Annotated in this window: 17 protein-coding genes; 7 read left to right on the top strand and 10 right to left on the bottom strand. The window is 69.7% G+C overall.

What is annotated here, in order from left to right; translation table 11 throughout:
• Positions 1-247: 247 nt before the first annotated feature.
• From WBA97_RS38830 to WBA97_RS38815, 4 genes are all read right to left on the bottom strand, one after another.
• On the bottom strand, positions 248-922 hold the full coding sequence (locus WBA97_RS38830) for a VTT domain-containing protein (protein WP_424236079.1): 675 nt from the start codon (positions 920-922) through the stop codon (positions 248-250).
• Positions 923-985: 63 nt separating this feature from the next.
• The gene (locus tag WBA97_RS38825; RefSeq protein ID WP_424236078.1) at positions 986-1249 is read right to left on the bottom strand and encodes a hypothetical protein; all 264 of its coding nucleotides are present in this window, start codon (positions 1247-1249) and stop codon (positions 986-988) included.
• Entirely contained in the window at positions 1246-2400 is a 1155-nt protein-coding gene (nagA, locus tag WBA97_RS38820) for an N-acetylglucosamine-6-phosphate deacetylase (protein WP_424236076.1), read from the bottom strand. The genes WBA97_RS38825 and nagA overlap by 4 nt, the downstream gene beginning before the upstream one ends.
• 396 nt (positions 2401-2796) lie before the next feature.
• Positions 2797-3381: a SigE family RNA polymerase sigma factor gene (locus tag WBA97_RS38815; RefSeq protein WP_184810748.1), complete on the bottom strand. Its 585-nt coding sequence runs from the start codon at positions 3379-3381 to the stop codon at positions 2797-2799.
• A 34-nt stretch (positions 3382-3415) separates the two neighbouring features.
• Here WBA97_RS38815 and WBA97_RS38810 point away from each other — a divergent pair, with 34 nt between their 5' ends.
• Positions 3416-3700: a YciI family protein gene (locus tag WBA97_RS38810; RefSeq protein WP_424236075.1), complete on the top strand. Its 285-nt coding sequence runs from the start codon at positions 3416-3418 to the stop codon at positions 3698-3700.
• On the opposite strand, the gene WBA97_RS38805 is transcribed toward WBA97_RS38810, so the two are convergent.
• Both WBA97_RS38805 and WBA97_RS38800 read right to left on the bottom strand, forming a co-directional pair.
• Complete coding sequence (locus WBA97_RS38805; protein ID WP_424236074.1) at positions 3683-4147, bottom strand: pyridoxamine 5'-phosphate oxidase family protein; 465 nt, start codon at positions 4145-4147, stop codon at positions 3683-3685. The genes WBA97_RS38810 and WBA97_RS38805 overlap by 18 nt on opposite strands.
• An 8-nt stretch (positions 4148-4155) precedes the next feature.
• Complete coding sequence (locus WBA97_RS38800; RefSeq protein ID WP_424236073.1) at positions 4156-5064, bottom strand: short-chain dehydrogenase/reductase; 909 nt, start codon at positions 5062-5064, stop codon at positions 4156-4158.
• 112 nt (positions 5065-5176) lie between these two features.
• Here WBA97_RS38800 and WBA97_RS38795 point away from each other — a divergent pair, with 112 nt between their 5' ends.
• From WBA97_RS38795 to WBA97_RS38775, 5 genes are all read left to right on the top strand, one after another.
• Positions 5177-6796, top strand: a complete 1620-nt coding sequence (locus WBA97_RS38795; RefSeq protein WP_424236072.1) for an alkaline phosphatase D family protein — start codon at positions 5177-5179, stop codon at positions 6794-6796.
• On the top strand, positions 6793-8040 hold the full coding sequence (locus WBA97_RS38790; RefSeq protein WP_424236071.1) for an alkaline phosphatase family protein: 1248 nt from the start codon (positions 6793-6795) through the stop codon (positions 8038-8040). The genes WBA97_RS38795 and WBA97_RS38790 overlap by 4 nt, the downstream gene beginning before the upstream one ends.
• A gap of 19 nt (positions 8041-8059) precedes the next feature.
• On the top strand, positions 8060-8881 hold the full coding sequence (locus tag WBA97_RS38785; RefSeq protein WP_424236070.1) for an LLM class F420-dependent oxidoreductase: 822 nt from the start codon (positions 8060-8062) through the stop codon (positions 8879-8881).
• A 123-nt stretch (positions 8882-9004) separates the two neighbouring features.
• Positions 9005-10039: a class II fructose-bisphosphate aldolase gene (fbaA, locus tag WBA97_RS38780; RefSeq protein ID WP_424236069.1), complete on the top strand. Its 1035-nt coding sequence runs from the start codon at positions 9005-9007 to the stop codon at positions 10037-10039.
• A 4-nt stretch (positions 10040-10043) separates the two neighbouring features.
• Positions 10044-10463 (top strand): DUF3151 domain-containing protein, encoded by a 420-nt coding sequence (locus WBA97_RS38775; protein WP_424236068.1) that lies wholly within the window; start codon positions 10044-10046, stop codon positions 10461-10463.
• A gap of 49 nt (positions 10464-10512) precedes the next feature.
• Here WBA97_RS38775 and WBA97_RS38770 read toward each other — a convergent pair whose 3' ends face one another.
• The 4 genes from WBA97_RS38770 to WBA97_RS38755 all read right to left on the bottom strand — a co-directional run bounded on the left by WBA97_RS38770 (position 10513) and on the right by WBA97_RS38755 (position 13539).
• A complete protein-coding gene (locus tag WBA97_RS38770) occupies positions 10513-11142 on the bottom strand; it encodes a GmrSD restriction endonuclease domain-containing protein (RefSeq protein WP_424236067.1) in 630 nt (209 codons plus the stop codon).
• Between the two features lie 101 nt (positions 11143-11243).
• Entirely contained in the window at positions 11244-11843 is a 600-nt protein-coding gene (locus tag WBA97_RS38765) for an HNH endonuclease family protein (protein ID WP_424236066.1), read from the bottom strand.
• Between the two features lie 148 nt (positions 11844-11991).
• Entirely contained in the window at positions 11992-12819 is an 828-nt protein-coding gene (locus WBA97_RS38760) for a hypothetical protein (RefSeq protein ID WP_424236064.1), read from the bottom strand.
• Between the two features lie 66 nt (positions 12820-12885).
• Positions 12886-13539: a hypothetical protein gene (locus tag WBA97_RS38755; RefSeq protein WP_424236063.1), complete on the bottom strand. Its 654-nt coding sequence runs from the start codon at positions 13537-13539 to the stop codon at positions 12886-12888.
• A gap of 89 nt (positions 13540-13628) precedes the next feature.
• On the opposite strand from WBA97_RS38755, the gene WBA97_RS38750 reads away from it, so the two are divergent.
• Positions 13629-14918, top strand: a complete 1290-nt coding sequence (locus WBA97_RS38750; protein WP_424236061.1) for an adenylosuccinate synthase — start codon at positions 13629-13631, stop codon at positions 14916-14918.
• Positions 14919-15233 lie beyond the last annotated feature (315 nt).

Below are 15233 nucleotides of genomic sequence, written 5' to 3'. Positions count from 1 at the left end.
CGCCACGCCGGATACACCAACATCGCGGCAGGACTCCGCCGCATGACCCGCGACCCCACCCGACCACTACAGCTACTCGGAATCACCACATGACCAGCACAAACGACTTTGACGGAACCCTGCCGGGAACGGGTGGGGGATGGGCGACGCGCGCGCGAGCGGCGTTGGCTTCGGGGTCTGGTTCACGCACACACAAAACGAGCGGCGCGGGCTGGTGCCACGCGCCGCTCGACCAGGTTCGGGGACGTCAGATCCGTTCGATGATCTCCGTTGCCGCGTCGGCGCTCGCCTGCGGCAGCTTCTTCTTCTCGCGGCGTGCCTTGATCACCTCGAAGATGATCGGGAGGACCGAGAGCAGGGCGATCAGGACGAGCATCGCCTCGATGTTCTTCTCCACGAACGGAATCTCGCCGAGGAAGTAGCCGAGGGCGGTCACGCCCGTGGCCCACAGGACGCCGCCGATGGCCGAGTACACGAAGTACTTCTTCGGTTCCATCCGCCCGACGCCGGCCATCGCGGTGATGAACGTCCGCACGATCGGCACGAACCGCGCCATGACGATGGCCCGCGCGCCGTACTTGTCGAAGAACTCGTGCGTCTTGTCGACGTACTCCTTCTTGAACAGCTTGGAGTTGGGCTTGCTGAACAGGGTGGGTCCTGCCTTCGCGCCGATCCAGTACCCGCACACGTTGCCCACGAACGCGCACACCGTCACCAGCGTGCACACGAGCCACAGCGGCGTCGCGATGGTGCCCGTCGCGACGAACAGGCCCGCCACGAACAGCAGGGAGTCGCCCGGCAGGAAGAAGCCGACCAGCAGGCCGCACTCCGCGAAGATGATCAGGCACAGCACGGCGAGAGCCCAGCCGCCCATGCCACGCAGGATGACCTCCGGGTCGAGCCAGGAGGGCAAAAAGGACATTGTGTGCACGGTGGCGGCTGCGATCGTCACGCCAACGAAGGGTACGCGAACTCCCCGTGCGCCCTAGAGGAGCGTCAGCAACCCGATGACCGCACCCGCCGCCAGGCCCAGGAGCAGCGACAACAGCAGGATGAGCACCGCGGGGAGCTGTCGCGGCGCCTCGGAGATCAGCGTCGTCGTCTCGGTCGGGGGTGTGGCTGGCGCGAGGCCGCTGAACTCGCTGCCGGACAGCAGCCCGTAGCCCACCGGTGAGTTGTCCGACGGGGCGCGAATCGCCTGTGCGCGCAGTGCCTCGGCCAGCAGGCGTTCGGGGTCGTCGGCGCTCACGACACGGACGGTACCCACTCTCCGCGCCGCATGACGGAGGTCGGGTGCAGCGCGTCGTCGAGCAGCACCACGTCGGCGGCGTACCCGGTGGCGAGCCTGCCGGTGACGTTGCCGAGGCCGAGCAGCTCAGCGGGCCGGGTGGCGGCGGCCATGACCGCGTCCAGCACACCGAGCCCGCAGCTCTGCACGAGGTTGCGGAACGCGGCGTCCATGGTGAGCGTGCTGCCCGCGAGCGACCCGCCGCCCGCGAGCGTCGGCACGCCGTTGGTCACGTTCACCTCGAGCCCGCCGATGTCGTAGACCCCGTCACCGGCGGCCGCGGCCGCGATGGCGTCGGTGATCAGCACGGTGCGGCCCGCGCCCGCGTGCCGGGCGGCGAGCCGCACGACGGTCGGGTGCAGGTGGACGAGGTCGCAGATCAGCTCGACGGTCACGCGCTCGTCGTCGAGCAGGACGCCGATGGGGCCAGGCTCGCGATGGTGCAGCGGGCGCATGCCGTTGAACAGGTGCGTCGCGACGCTGGCGCCCGCGTCGACGGCGGGGACGACGTCCTCGGCCAGCGCGTCGGTGTGGCCGATCGCGGCGATGACGCCCGCGTCGACCAGCCGCTTCACCGCGGGCACCGCGCCTTCCAGCTCGGGCGCGACGGTGACCATGCGGATGGTGCCGCGGCCCGCTGCGAGCAGCGCGTCGACGGAGACGGGGTCCGGCGGGCGGAGGATCGCAGGGTCGTGCGCGCCGCAGCGGGCGGCGGACAGGAACGGCCCTTCGAGGTGCACACCCGCGACGAGCCCTTCACCGACGAAGTCGGCGAGCGCCGCGACCTGCTCGACCAGCTCGGGGACTGGGCGCGTGACGAGGCTCGCGAGCATGGTGGTGGTGCCGTGCGCGGTGTGCGCGTCGACGACCCGGCGCAGGTGGCCGGGGTCGGCGCTGGTGAACGCGGCACCGCCACCCCCGTGGCAGTGGATGTCGACGAAACCGGGGAGCACCCAGCTGCCGGTCGCGTCGGTCATCTCGGCGTCGGGCCGGGCGGGTGGCTCACCGGAGCCGATCGCGCTGATCGCGCCGTCGTCGACCAGGATCCAGCCGGGGTCGAGCACGCCGTCGGGTGTCGCCACCCGGCCCCCGGTGATCAGCTGCGCAACCATGCCTCACCCCTCGAACACTGACACTATTGGTCTATACCATAGCGCCTCGGAGCCGCTTGGGGATTATTCACAATGTATCAATGCAGTCGCGTTATCACCTAACGAAACTTGTCTACGACTGGGTGAAAAATCGCTCGCACAGGACGGCCTCGATCATGAGCGCCACCCGCAACCGGTTCCGGCAACCTCGCGAGACACCAGAAGGCGACCGACCCGCCCGCAAGCCACGGTGAACTGCCACAAGCCCCCGAGTGAACAGCGAAAACGCGCAAACCGGCCGGATGCCAACCCCCACCCGTTCCCGGGGGCGTCCCGCCATGCCAGTTTACCGGCTGGGGCTGACATTGCGGCGTTGTCGATCTTGGTTGTGGATAACCGGTGCGGCTGTGGACAACTTCAGTTCGGGGTGCGCATGATCTTCTGCAGCGCGTCGAGGGCGCGGCTCGCCGTGGACTTCACGGTGCCCTTCGAGATGCCCGCGGCGTCGGCGATCTCCGCTTCCGACAGGTCGCCGTAGTAGCGCAGCACCAGCACTTCGCGTTGGCGGGGCGGGAGTTGCGACAGCGCGCGCACCACCGACTGGTGTTCGGCCGTCAGCATCGCGAGGCTCTCCGCCGAGCGCGCGTTGACCTGGTGCGGTGGCGTGTACTCGCGGGCGGTCTTGCGGCGCCGCAGCACCGAGCGGGAACCGTTGACGACCGCGGTCCGCAGGTAGCCGACGGCCGCTGCCGCGTCACGGAGGTTGCCCCAGTTGCGGTGCAGGCCGGTGAACGCCTCCTGCACGACGTCCTCGGCGGTCGCGGGTTCGTCGACGAGCAGCAGCGCGAGCCGCACCAGGCGCATGCGGTGGGTGCGGTACAGGTCCTCGAGCGTCAGCGGCGCCTGTTCCGCTTGTGGCACCGGAAAAGTGCCGGTGTCGATCGCGCGCAGGTGGCCGAGCGTCCGCTCGACTGTGCGTTCCGCGCTGAGGTCCCCAGTCACATCAGAACCCTATCGGCAGCGGTACCGTGCCGCTATGGCCTGGTACACAGTGGAGACGACGTACGTCGACGACCGCGCGAAGCTCGAAGACAGCAGGCCGCGTCACCGCGCGTACCTCCAGGCACTGGTCGAGCAGGGCAAGGTCGGCGCGGCCGGGCCGTGGGCCGACGACTCCGCCGGGTTCGCGATCTACCAGGTGGCCGACCGCGACGAGCTGGACCGGCTGCTGGCCGAAGATCCGTACACCGTCGACGGGATCGCCGCGTCGCGCGCCGTGAACGAGTGGAAGCTCGTCCTCGGCTCAGTAGGCGCCGCCTAGTGTTCCGTGGTCCCAGCTGACGATCTTCGTCGGCCGACACACCAGGCCGACCCGCTTCGGCGCCTGGAGCCGCACGAACTGGCTCCCCGATGTCGCCGCCTGTGCGTTCTGGCTGTAGCGGTGCATGAGCTGCTGGCCGATCATCGTGATCTTCTCGGTGTCCGTCACCAGTTCGACGTCGCACTCCATGGACACGCCGCGCAGCTTCTCGTACGAGTCACCGGTCTCGATGAGGATCGTCGCCTGCGGAAGGCGTCGCAGGTTCACGGCCTTCTGCGACCTGGCGTACGTCCACGTCTCGATCACGTCCCCGCGCGGCACGTACCAGAGCGCCACCAGATGTGGTCTGCCGCCAGGGCCGATCGTCGCGATGTTCGCGGTCCTGCCCTCCGCGAGGAAGGCCGTGATCTCCTCGGGTGTCATCCGCACCTGGCCACGTCGCGACATGGCACTCGTTATAGCGGACGCTCCCGCTCGGCCGCAGCTTTCGCGCCGGGGCCGACCAGGCTCGACTCGACAGCGCCGCGCTTCTCGATGTCCTCGAGCGCGGCCTTGTCCGCTGCGGGCATGATCTTGCGCGCGTACAGCTCGACCGCCCTCGGCATCAGCGCGCGGAACAGCTTGGCGACGCCGACCCAGCCCGGCACGTGCACGACCCGCGCCCGCTTGGCCAACCCGGCCGACATCAGCTCCACGGCCACCGACAGCGGGTAGGTCTTGCTCACGAGCCCGCCCGAGGAGCCGCGCAGCTTGCCGAACACCGGGTGCTCGTCGGCGGTGTTGACCATGTCGGTCGCGATCCACGTCGGGTGCACGACCCCCACGTCCACACCGAGGTGCTTGACCTCGGCACGCAGTGAGTTCGCGAACGCCTCCACGCCGGCCTTCGCGGCCGAGTACGCCGCGTTGCCCGGGATGTGGATGATCGCGGCCGCCGACGACACGAGCATCGCGTAACCCTTGGACTCGACCAGGTGTGGCAGCGCGACGCGGACCGTCCGCCACACGCCGAGCAGGTCCACGTTGATCACGCGCTCGAACGCGGCCGGGTCGATCGACCGCGTGAAGCCGGTCGCCGCGACGCCCGCGTTGGCGACCACCGCGTCGATCCGGCCGTAGCGCGCCACGATCTCGGCGGTCGCGGTCTCCAGGTCGGTCCAGCTGGTGACGTCGGCCTCCCACGCGCCGGCGTCCGGACCGCACTCACGGGCGACCTCGGCGAGCTCCTCCCCTTCGAGCCCGACGAGCGCCACTTTCGCGCCCCTTGCCGACAGGTCCCGTGCGAGCCCGGCGCCGATGCCGCGCGCCGCACCCGTGATGACCACGACTTTGCCTCGGACCTGCCCACTGCCGAAGAGACCCATGGGCCGAACCTACCACTAGTAACCTACTCCGAGTAAGTGGCAATTGTGCACGAGATGTTTACGCAGAACGGCTGTATGTCACACCCCCCCTTCGCGACCAGGATCGAAGCTCATGGACCAGACCTACGACCGTCGATCCGTACTGCGCGCAGGCGCGGCCACCGCCGGTGTTGTGCTCGGCGCGACCGCGCTCCCCGCCACCGCCGTGGCCGCCGCCGATCCGGTGTTCGCGCACGGCGTCGCCTCAGGAGACCCCCTGCCCGACGCGGTGCTGCTGTGGACCCGCGTCACCCCGATCCCCGACGCGACCCCCGGCTCCGGGACAGGCCCGACCGTGACCGTGACCTGGGAGGTCGCCGCCGACCCTGCGTTCGCGACCGTCGTCGCGTCCGGTTCGGCGACCACCGGCCCCGACCGCGACCACACCGTCAAGGTCGACGCCACCGGCCTCGCCCCCGCGACCACCTACCACTACCGCTTCCGCCTGGACGGCGCCGTGTCGGCGACCGGTGCGACCCGCACCGCGCCCGCGCTGTCGGCGGCCGTCGCCCGCCTGCGGTTCGGCGTGGTGTCCTGCTCCAACGTGCCGGACGGCCACTTCGCGGCCTACCGGTACCTGGCGGAACGCGGCGACCTCGACGCCGTGCTGCACCTCGGCGACTACATCTACGAGGGCGGCGGCGGTGCCGTCCGCCCACACGACCCGCCGCACGAGATCCTGACGCTCGCCGACTACCGGCGCCGCCACGCGCAGTACAAGACCGACGAGCACCTCATGCGGCTGCACGCGACCGTCCCGTTCATCGCGACCTGGGACGACCACGAGATCGCGAACGACGCGTGGTCCGGCGGCGCCGAGAACCACCAGCCCGACACCGAGGGCGACTACGCGGCCCGCAAGGCGGCGGCGCACCAGGCCTACTTCGAGTGGATGCCGGTCCGCAACGAGGCCGACCGCATCTACCGGCGGCTGCGGTTCGGGCTGCTCGCCGAGCTGTCCATGCTGGACCTGCGCAGCTACCGGTCCCAGCAGGTCGGCATCGGCGACGGCGACGCCGACGACCCGAACCGCACGATGACCGGCGCCGAGCAGATGACGTGGCTGGAGAACGGGCTCGTGTCGAGCGGCGCGCAGTGGAAGCTCGTCGGCACGTCGGTGATGGTGGCGCCGCTGCAGTTGCCGCCGCTGTCCCCCGACCTGCTGCGCCCGCTCATGGAGCTGCTCGGCCTGCCGAGCGAGGGCATCTCGATCAACCCGGACCAGTGGGACGGCTACGCGGCCGACCGGCGGCGGCTGCTCGCGACGCTCGCCGACAACGGCGTGCGTGACACCGTGTTCCTGACCGGCGACATCCACACGTCGTGGGCGAGTGACGTGCCGAGGGACGCCGGCCTGTACCCGCTGCTGTCGAAGTCCGTGGCGACGGAGTTCGTGTGCACATCGGTGACCTCGGACAACATCGACGACATCCTCGGGGTGCCGCCGAGGACCGCGTCCGTCGTGCTGGAGACGGCCATCAAGGCGCTGAACCGGCACATGAAGTACTGCGAGCTGGACTCGCACGGCGCGTCCGTGCTCGAGGTGACGCCATCCGGTGTGCAGATGGACTGGTACTACCTGGCGAACAAGGCCGACCCGGCGAGCGCGCTGACGTGGGCCCGGTCGTTCCGGACCAGGGCGGGCACGCAGAAGGTGCAGTCCGTCGGCACGCCGATCGGGCCCCTGTCGTGACGGCGATCTCCCGCCGGTCACTGCTGGGCGGGGCGGCAGGCGCGGCCGCACTGACCGCGTTCTCCTCCTCCGTCGCGCGCGCCGCGGCGGACCTGCGGGTGTACGTGGTCGTCGTGGACGGCTGCCGCCCGGACGAGGCGGTCGGCGCGTACCTGCCGACCGTGCGGTGGCTGGCCGCGCAGGGCACGTCGTTCGCGGCGGCCAGGGCGATCACCGTGGCCGAGACGATCCCCAACCACGTCGCGATGATGTCCGGCGTGTGGCCCGCGCGGTCCGGCGTCCCGGCCAACTCCGTGTGGGACCCGGCGCTGGGCGAGGTGCGTGACCTGGGGCTGCCGAGCGACCTGCTGGTGCCGACCCTGCTCGACCGCCTGCCCGCCGAGCTGGGCCTCGCGACGGCCAGCGTGCTGTCGAAGGACTACCTGCACGGGGTGTTCGGGACGCGGGCGACGCATCGCTGGACGCCGGAGCCGATGCTGCCGATCACCGACCACGCGCCGGACGTGTTCACGATGGACGCGATGCTGAAGGTGATCGACGACCACGACCCGGCGCTGGTGTTCGCCAACCTCGGCGACGTCGACCGGTTCGGGCACGCCGACCTGACCGGGTCGTCGGTCCGGCTGCTGCGGACGCTGGCGCTGATCGACACGGACGCGAACCTGGCCAGGTTCGTCGCGCACCTGCGGTGGCGCGGGCTGTGGGAGCGGTCGGTCGTGATCGTGCTCAGCGACCACTCGATGGACTGGTCGCTGCCGCTGTCGGTGGTGAACCTGACCGGCAGGCTGGACGACGATCCCGCGCTGGCCGGGCGGTTCCAGGTGGCACAGAACGGCGGCGCGGACCTCCTGTACTGGACCGGGCCCGCCGACGAGCGTGCCGCGGCCGTCGACCGGATGCGGTCGATCGCGCTGGCGACATCCGGCGTGCTGTCGGTGCACGACCCGGCCGGGCTGCATCTCGGCGCCAACGCCGGCGATCTCGTCGTGTACTGCGAGGCGGGCTGGCGGTTCACGGACCCGACGGTGATCTCCAATCCGATTCCCGGCAACCACGGGCATCCGGCGACCGAGCCGATCCCGCTGGTGGTGTCGGGCGGGCATCCGCTGGTGCGGCGCGGTCTCGTGTCGTCGGCGCCCGCGCGGACGATGGATGTCGCGCCGACGGTGGCCTCGCTGTTCGGGCTGTCCGCGCCGTCCGGTGGGTGGGACGGGGTGGTGCTGTCCCCGGCCTTCACGGGCTGACGGGCGTAGTCTTCGACACATGTCGAAGACTTTGGGTCTGTGGGATCTCGTGACGCCCGAGCTGCGGGATCCGGCCGTGCTGGCGGAGCTGGAACGGCTCGGGTACGGGACGGTGTGGCTCGGCGGGTCGCCTGCCGGTGACCTCTCGACGGTCACACCGACGCTGGCCGCCGCCACGACGTTGCGGGTCGCGACCGGGATCGTGAACGTGTGGGACGGGGAGCCTTCCGTCACCGCCGCCGCGTACCGGCGGGTGGAGGCTTCCTATCCCTCGCGGTTCACGTTGGGGATCGGCGCCGGTCATCGGTCGATCGTCGGTGATCGGTACTCGAAGCCCTATGACCGGCTGGTTTCCTACCTCGACGGGCTGGATGCCGGCGGGGTGCCCGAGTCAGGGCGGGTGCTGGCCGCGCTGGGGCCCCGGGTGCTTGAGCTGGCCCGGGACCGGTCGGCCGGGGCGCATCCGTACCTGACCACGCCGGAGCACACCGCACAGGCCCGGTCGATTCTCGGGGCCGGGAAGTTGCTGGTGCCGGAGCAGAAGGTCGTGCTTGCCACCGATCCTGACGAGGCTCGGAGGATTGCCCGTTCGCGGCTGGCGATGTACCTGACGTTGCCCAACTACACGAGGAACTGGCTGAGGCTGGGGTTCTCCTCGGATGATCTCGAGGGTGGCGGGTCCGATCGCCTGGTGGACGCGCTGGTCGCCTGGGGAGACGCGGAGGCTGTGCGGGAGCGGGTCGCCGCGCACTGGGATGCCGGGGCCGACCAGGTGGCCCTGCAGGTGCTGAACGCCGACAAGCTGGGGGTGTTGCGGGCTCTTTCGCCGGTGTTGGTGTGAGTGGCGGCGGGGCGGCTCTTCTGAATCGGTCATCCTCCCGGCGGGCTGCGCGTCCTTGCTCGTAGGATCGGGGCCGGCGGCCCTTACCGGCCGGCCCTGTCCAGTCACGAGGAGGACGTACCGATGCCCATCGCCACACCCGAGGTCTACGCCGAGATGCTGGACCGGGCGAAGGCGAACGAGTTCGCATTCCCCGCCATCAACGTGACCTCTTCCGAGACCCTGAACGCGGCGCTGCGCGGCTTCGCCGAGGCGGAGAGCGACGGGATCGTCCAGGTCTCGACCGGCGGGTCCGAGTTCGCCTCCGGTACCAAGGTCAAGGACATGGTCACCGGGTCGGTCGCGCTCGCCGAGTTCGCGCACGTCGTCGCGGACAAGTACCCGGTGAACGTCGCGCTGCACACCGACCACTGCCCCAAGGACAAGCTCGACGGGTTCGTCCGGCCGCTCATCGCCATCTCGCAGGAACGCGTCGCCGCCGGCAGGGAGCCGCTGTTCCAGTCGCACATGTGGGACGGGTCGGCCATCGACCTCGACGAGAACCTCACGATCGCGTCCGAGCTGCTCGACCGGGCCGCCAAGGCGCGGATCATCCTCGAGGTCGAGATCGGGGTCGTCGGCGGCGAGGAGGACGGCGTCGCCCACGAGATCAACGAGAAGCTGTACACCGCCGAGGGCGACTTCCTGAAGACGATCGACGCGCTCGGTTCCGGGGAGAAGGGCCGCTACCTGCTGGCCGCGACCTTCGGCAACGTGCACGGCGTCTACAAGCCGGGCAACGTGAAGCTGCGCCCGGACGTGCTCAAGCGCGGCCAGGAGGTGGCCGTCGAGAAGCTGGGCCGCCCGGCCGGCGACAAGCCGTTCGAGCTGGTGTTCCACGGTGGCTCCGGCTCGCTGCTCGAGGAGATCCACGAGGCGCTGTCCTACGGCGTCGTGAAGATGAACATCGACACGGACACGCAGTACGCGTTCACCCGCCCGGTCGCCGCGCACATGTTCGGCAACTACGACGGTGTCCTCAAGATCGATGGCGAGGTCGGCAACAAGAAGGCCTACGACCCCCGGTCGTACCTGAAGGCCGCGGAGCAGGGCATGGCCGCACGCGTCACCGAGGCGTGCGAGCACCTGAAGTCCGCCGGCCGGATGCTGGCAGGCTGAACAGATGACACTGCAGGAGAACCTGTTCGGCGGCCCGCCTGCCACCCACCTGCCGGACCGGCCCGAGGCGCAGAACGCCATGGAGACGGGCACCGATCCGGCGAAGGTCGTCACCGAGTGGCCCGACTTCTCCGAGGGCTGGGCCGCGCTGGCCGAGCTGTCCCTGACGGAGAACAACCCGGTCGCGGCCTACGCCTACGCACGGACCGGTTACCACCGCGGTCTGGACCAGCTCCGCCGTGCGGGCTGGAAGGGGCACGGCCCGATCCCGTGGTCGCACCGGCCCAACCGCGGTTTCCTCCGCGCACTGGCGGCGCTCGCCCGCGCCGCACAGGCGATCGGGGAGACCGAGGAGTACGACCGCTGCACCAAGTTCCTCGCCGACTCCGACCCGGAGGCCCCGGCCCAGCTCGGCCTGGCCTGAGTTCACACAGAAGGGGCCGCCCACGCCGTGGACGGCCCCTTCTGTCATGTCAGCAGGTCGCCAGCATGTCCTCCAGCGCGCCCTGTTCCGCGTCGTTGACGGTCAGGTCGTAGACGTACTTGACGTGTGTGTAGGCCCTCGAGTACTCACACCAGTGGGACTGCAGCGGCGGTTTCCACTGATCAGGAGTCTGGTCGCTCTTGGACTGGTTCACGTTGTCCGTCACGGCCCAGAGCTGCGGGGAGTCAAGGTCGTTCGCGAACGCCTCGCGCTGGGCCGTGGTCCAGTCCGCGGCTCCCGTGCGCCATGCCGCCGCCAGCGGGACCATGTGGTCGATGTCCACGTCCCCCGTCGCGGTCCAGGTCTCGCCGTCGTACGGGCTGGTCCAGCTGCCGGACGTCGCCGCGCAGTCGCTGCCCACCTCGACGCCGTCGCCGTCCCGCTGCAGGACCGTTTCCCTTGTGTTGCAAGCACCTTCGACCGTGTGCCAGTGCGGGAACTGCTCCCGGTCGTAGCCGTCCATCGAGCCGTCAGGGGCTACCGTCAGCGACGCCAGCTCGCTTGCCGCCGTCGCCGCGTCCGGTATTCCCGGTGGTGTCGCGCTCGCTGTCCCGCTGCCGAGACCGACCATGGTCCCGGCAGCGAGAACCAGCGAGGCGACGAGTGTTTTCCCCGACATCGCGCCTCCTGGGTGAAGTTGTCGCATCGACTGTGCGACACGACGATCACCAGGGGCAATGATCTGGCGGGAAAGCAGACTTTCGGCCGGGGCCGAACGGGTCAGCAGTAGCCCAGCATCGTGGTCAACGCCGACTTCTCCGTCGAGTTGACCGTCAGCGAGTACCGGTACTTGACGTGCACCCACATCTTCGAATAAGTGCACCAGTACGCGGTCCTCGGCGGCTTCCACGTCGCGGGGGACTGGTCGCCCTTCGACGAGTTCACGTTGTCGGTCACCGCGATCAGCTGCGGGTTGGTCAGGTCGTTCGCGAACTGCGTGCGCCGCGTCTGGGTCCAGCCCGACGCGCCGGTGCGCCACGCGTTCGCCAGCGGGATCACGTGATCGATGTCCACATCGGACGACGCGCTCCACGTCACGCCGTCGTACGGGCTGTACCAGCGCCCCGACGTCGCCGCGCACGCCGAGTCGGTGACCACGCTCGTGCCGTCCCGTTTGAGGACGGTCTCCCGGGTGTTGCAGGTGCCGCTCACCGTGTTCCAGTGCGGGAACATGTCTCGGGAGTAGCCGCTGCTCGAGCCGTCGGCCGCGACGCGGAGCGCTGCCAGCTCCGAGCGGGCCGTCGCCTCGGACGGGATACCGGGCGGGGTCGCGGCGGCCGGCTGTGGTGACGTCGCGGGTAACGCCACCGCCATTGCCATTACCAGTAGGAAGACAGCCAGAAGGCTGCGTGCAGGGTTCATGGGAATCACTGTCGCGCACCGATGTTGCCTGGCGGCAAAGCGTTACCGAACAGCAAAGGGCGGCGGCGGAACCCCCTCGCGGTCCCGCCGCCGCCGTCAACTCGACCTACACCGGGCAGGGCGGCCGGTTGGCCGGAGCCGGATCCACCCAGTAGCCGAACCGCGGCTGCGTCGGACTGAGCAAACCCGCCGAGCATCCGCGAGCGCGGATCGTCTCATTCGAGTAGCCGACCCCGGTGTGCAGACCGGAGGTGTTTTCCAGTTGCACCACCGGTTCGTCGAAGTACACGTGCTCGCGGTTCTTCGGCTGCAGGCACTCCGACGGCACGAAGCCCCACACGGCGTAGGAGGCGCCGGGCCGCGGCGCACTGATCAGCGCGACCGCGCCGTCCGTGGTCACGTACCGGTAGCTCACCTTCGTCATGTCCAGCCCCGGTACGGCCTGCGCGGGGTCGACGCGGTCCGGGCCGTCGTTGACCCGCGTGTAGTTGAGCGACAGGACGCACCCGGCGGCCAGGTTCACGCCCGTGCCGAACGTGATCCGCCGCCACTGCCCGTCCACCTGCCGCAGCGACCGGAACGGTGCGTTGATCGCGCCGACCCAGTCGCGCCAGCGGTCAGTGTCGTCGCCGCAGCGCTCCGGCACACCGTCCAGGCCGCCGGACTGGCTCGCCTTCGTCAGGTGGCCGCGCATGACCCAGCCGGTCGTCGTCGCCATCGCGTGGTTCGGCGTCACCCGGACCCGCACCCATTCCCCGCAGTAGCCCTGCACTTCGGCCGGGTCGCCCTTGGCCGCGTTCGCCAGCACCAGTCGGCCGGGGTTGTCGCGCACGGTGGCGCGGTCCGCGGAGATCGTGTCGGCGGGTGCCGCCTCCGCTTGTCCGGGCAGCAAAGCCACCAGCAGGGCGGCAAGCAGCGTGATTCGTAGCTTCATGCCGCCATTGCAGACGAGTGCGGGCGGCGCGTCAGCCCGCGTTGCGCGGGCGGGCAAGAAGGCTGCTCAGCAGATCGCGCGCAGATCCTCGGTGTGGCGGTACCAGGTCCACCGCGTCACCGCGCGCGCGTACTCGACGCCGTCGCGGACCGGCAGGGTCTCGTCGATGCCGAACTGCACCGCACGGCCCTCGAACGTCGCCGGGCGCCGCAGCCTGCCACGCACGACCTTCACCGACACCCCGGCCTTGCCCGGCGTGACCTCGATCCGGGACGCGTCGCCACGCAGCGCCACGGTGTCGTCGCAGTACACGGTGCCGCGGGCCGGGGCGACCACGCCGAGACCGACGAGCACACCACCGTTGTCGTCCCGGACCAACGGAAGGGCGCGATCACTGCCCGTGAGCGCAAGGTCCACACCGTCGACCGGCAAACCCCACAACTGGGCGACATGCGACTGCTTCCAGTCCGTCGGCACGAAGCCGACCATCAGGTCGTCCACCCGTTCGGTGCGCATCAGGCGGAGGACGACCGCGGCCAGGTCGGCGTCGGTCCCGTGGACCACCACGCGGTCGACGTCATCCGCCTTCAGCAGCGGGTCAACGTCGTTCTTGCTGGGTGTGGCGGGGATCTCGTGGACCCCCGATCCCGAGGCCGAAGCCAGTTTCCGCCAGTCACCGCTGGTGACGGCACTCCCACAACCCAGTATCAGCGCACCCATCCCGGGCCTCCTGGTCTACGCTCAATCACCGGCATTTCGCCCATCCGAAATGCGCCCACTTCGTATTCCGTTGACATCGGGGAGTTCACATGCCGGCCATCGTGCTCATCGGCGCCCAGTGGGGCGACGAAGGTAAGGGCAAGGCAACGGACCTGTTGGGCGAGAAGGTCCAGTGGGTGGTGCGCTACCAGGGCGGCAACAACGCCGGCCACACGGTCGTGCTCCCCGATGGACAGGACTTCGCTCTGCACTTGATCCCTTCGGGCATTCTGACTCCCGGCGTCACCAACGTTATCGGCAACGGCGTGGTCGTCGACCCCGGCGTGCTCCTGACCGAGCTGGCCGGCCTGGAGGCGCGGGACGTCGACACGTCACGACTGCTGATCTCCGCCGATGCGCACTTGATCATGCCGTACCACGTGGCCATCGACAAAGTCACCGAGCGCTACCTCGGGAAAGCCAAGATCGGCACCACCGGCCGCGGCATCGGGCCCGCCTACCAGGACAAGGTGTCCAGGGTCGGCGTGCGTGTGCAGGATCTGCTGGACGAGAAGATCCTGCGGCAGAAGGTCGAGGCCGCGCTTGACGTCAAGAACCAGATCCTCGTGAAGGTCTACAACCGCAAGGGCCTGGACCCGGAGCAGGTCGTCGACTCGGTGCTGGAGTACGGCGAGAAGTTCGCGCACCGGATCGCCGACACCCGGCTACTGCTGAACCAGGCCCTTGAGCGTGGCGAGACCGTGCTGCTGGAGGGTTCGCAGGGCACCCTGCTCGACGTCGACCACGGCACCTACCCGTTCGTGACCTCGTCGAACCCGACCGCGGGTGGTGCGGCCGCCGGCTCCGGCATCGGCCCGACCCGCATCACCACGGTGATCGGGATCCTCAAGGCGTACACCACGCGCGTCGGCTCCGGCCCGTTCCCGACCGAGCTGCACGACGAGATGGGCGAGCGGCTCCGCAAGACCGGCGGCGAGGTCGGCGTCACCACGGGGCGTTCGCGGCGCACCGGCTGGTTCGACGCGGTGATCGCCAGGTACGCCGCGCGCGTCAACGGGATCACCGACTACTTCCTCACCAAGCTCGACGTGCTGTCCGGTTTGGACAGCGTGCCGATCTGCGTCGCGTACAAGGTCAACGGCGAGACGGTGTCCGACATGCCGATGACCCAGACCGACGTGCACCACGCCGTGCCGGTGTACGAGGAGCTGCCAGGCTGGTGGGAGGACATCTCCAAGTGCCGGACCTTCGAGGAGCTGCCCGCGAACGCGAGGGCCTACGTCGAGCGGCTGGAGGAGCTGTCTGGCGCGCGGTTCTCCGCGATCGGTGTGGGCCCCGGCCGTGAGCAGACCATCGTCCGCTACTCGATGACCGGCTGACCCACCACGGGGCGCGTTGTCCTCGCCGGATGGACAGCGCGCTGACCACCAAGCGAAAAGGCGCGCCCGGGACACCGAAACGTCCCGAACGCGCCTTCGCAAACCCCGCAAATCGCCCCCAACGCAACCCCCACCCTGTCCCGGGGGCGTCCCGCCTTGCCAGTCTACCGGGGCGTACCGACAGGTCAGGGGGTTCGCGTTGACTCATCGAAAATGCCCGGGAAGGTGAGTCGTTGCCTCACGTAAGGATGCCCGTGTAGCGGCGTGGCGTCCGTCGTGGACTGGGGCGGTGACTCATCGTGATCGATGGGATTG

Origin of the sequence: Actinophytocola sp., from assembly GCF_049647105.1 — a bacterium.
Lineage (GTDB): Bacteria > Actinomycetota > Actinomycetes > Mycobacteriales > Pseudonocardiaceae > Actinophytocola.
The sequence above is the reverse complement of the archived record's forward strand: the minus strand, read 5'-3'. Positions and strand labels throughout refer to the sequence as shown.

Excerpts from the sequence above, each read along its gene's own strand:
- WBA97_RS38830 (WP_424236079.1), bottom strand. The coding sequence starts at position 922 with ATGTCCTTTTTGCCCTCCTGGCTCGACCCGGAGGTCATCCTGCGTGGC.
- WBA97_RS38750 (WP_424236061.1), top strand. The coding sequence starts at position 13,629 with ATGCCGGCCATCGTGCTCATCGGCGCCCAGTGGGGCGACGAAGGTAAG.
- WBA97_RS38765 (WP_424236066.1), bottom strand. The coding sequence starts at position 11,843 with ATGGCAATGGCGGTGGCGTTACCCGCGACGTCACCACAGCCGGCCGCC.
- nagA (WP_424236076.1), bottom strand. The coding sequence starts at position 2,400 with ATGGTTGCGCAGCTGATCACCGGGGGCCGGGTGGCGACACCCGACGGC.
- WBA97_RS38775 (WP_424236068.1), top strand. The coding sequence starts at position 10,044 with ATGACACTGCAGGAGAACCTGTTCGGCGGCCCGCCTGCCACCCACCTG.
- WBA97_RS38785 (WP_424236070.1), top strand. The coding sequence starts at position 8,060 with ATGTCGAAGACTTTGGGTCTGTGGGATCTCGTGACGCCCGAGCTGCGG.
- fbaA (WP_424236069.1), top strand. The coding sequence starts at position 9,005 with ATGCCCATCGCCACACCCGAGGTCTACGCCGAGATGCTGGACCGGGCG.
- WBA97_RS38755 (WP_424236063.1), bottom strand. The coding sequence starts at position 13,539 with ATGGGTGCGCTGATACTGGGTTGTGGGAGTGCCGTCACCAGCGGTGAC.
- WBA97_RS38795 (WP_424236072.1), top strand. The coding sequence starts at position 5,177 with ATGGACCAGACCTACGACCGTCGATCCGTACTGCGCGCAGGCGCGGCC.
- WBA97_RS38805 (WP_424236074.1), bottom strand. The coding sequence starts at position 4,147 with ATGTCGCGACGTGGCCAGGTGCGGATGACACCCGAGGAGATCACGGCC.
- WBA97_RS38800 (WP_424236073.1), bottom strand. The coding sequence starts at position 5,064 with ATGGGTCTCTTCGGCAGTGGGCAGGTCCGAGGCAAAGTCGTGGTCATC.
- WBA97_RS38770 (WP_424236067.1), bottom strand. The coding sequence starts at position 11,142 with ATGTCGGGGAAAACACTCGTCGCCTCGCTGGTTCTCGCTGCCGGGACC.
- WBA97_RS38810 (WP_424236075.1), top strand. The coding sequence starts at position 3,416 with ATGGCCTGGTACACAGTGGAGACGACGTACGTCGACGACCGCGCGAAG.
- WBA97_RS38760 (WP_424236064.1), bottom strand. The coding sequence starts at position 12,819 with ATGAAGCTACGAATCACGCTGCTTGCCGCCCTGCTGGTGGCTTTGCTG.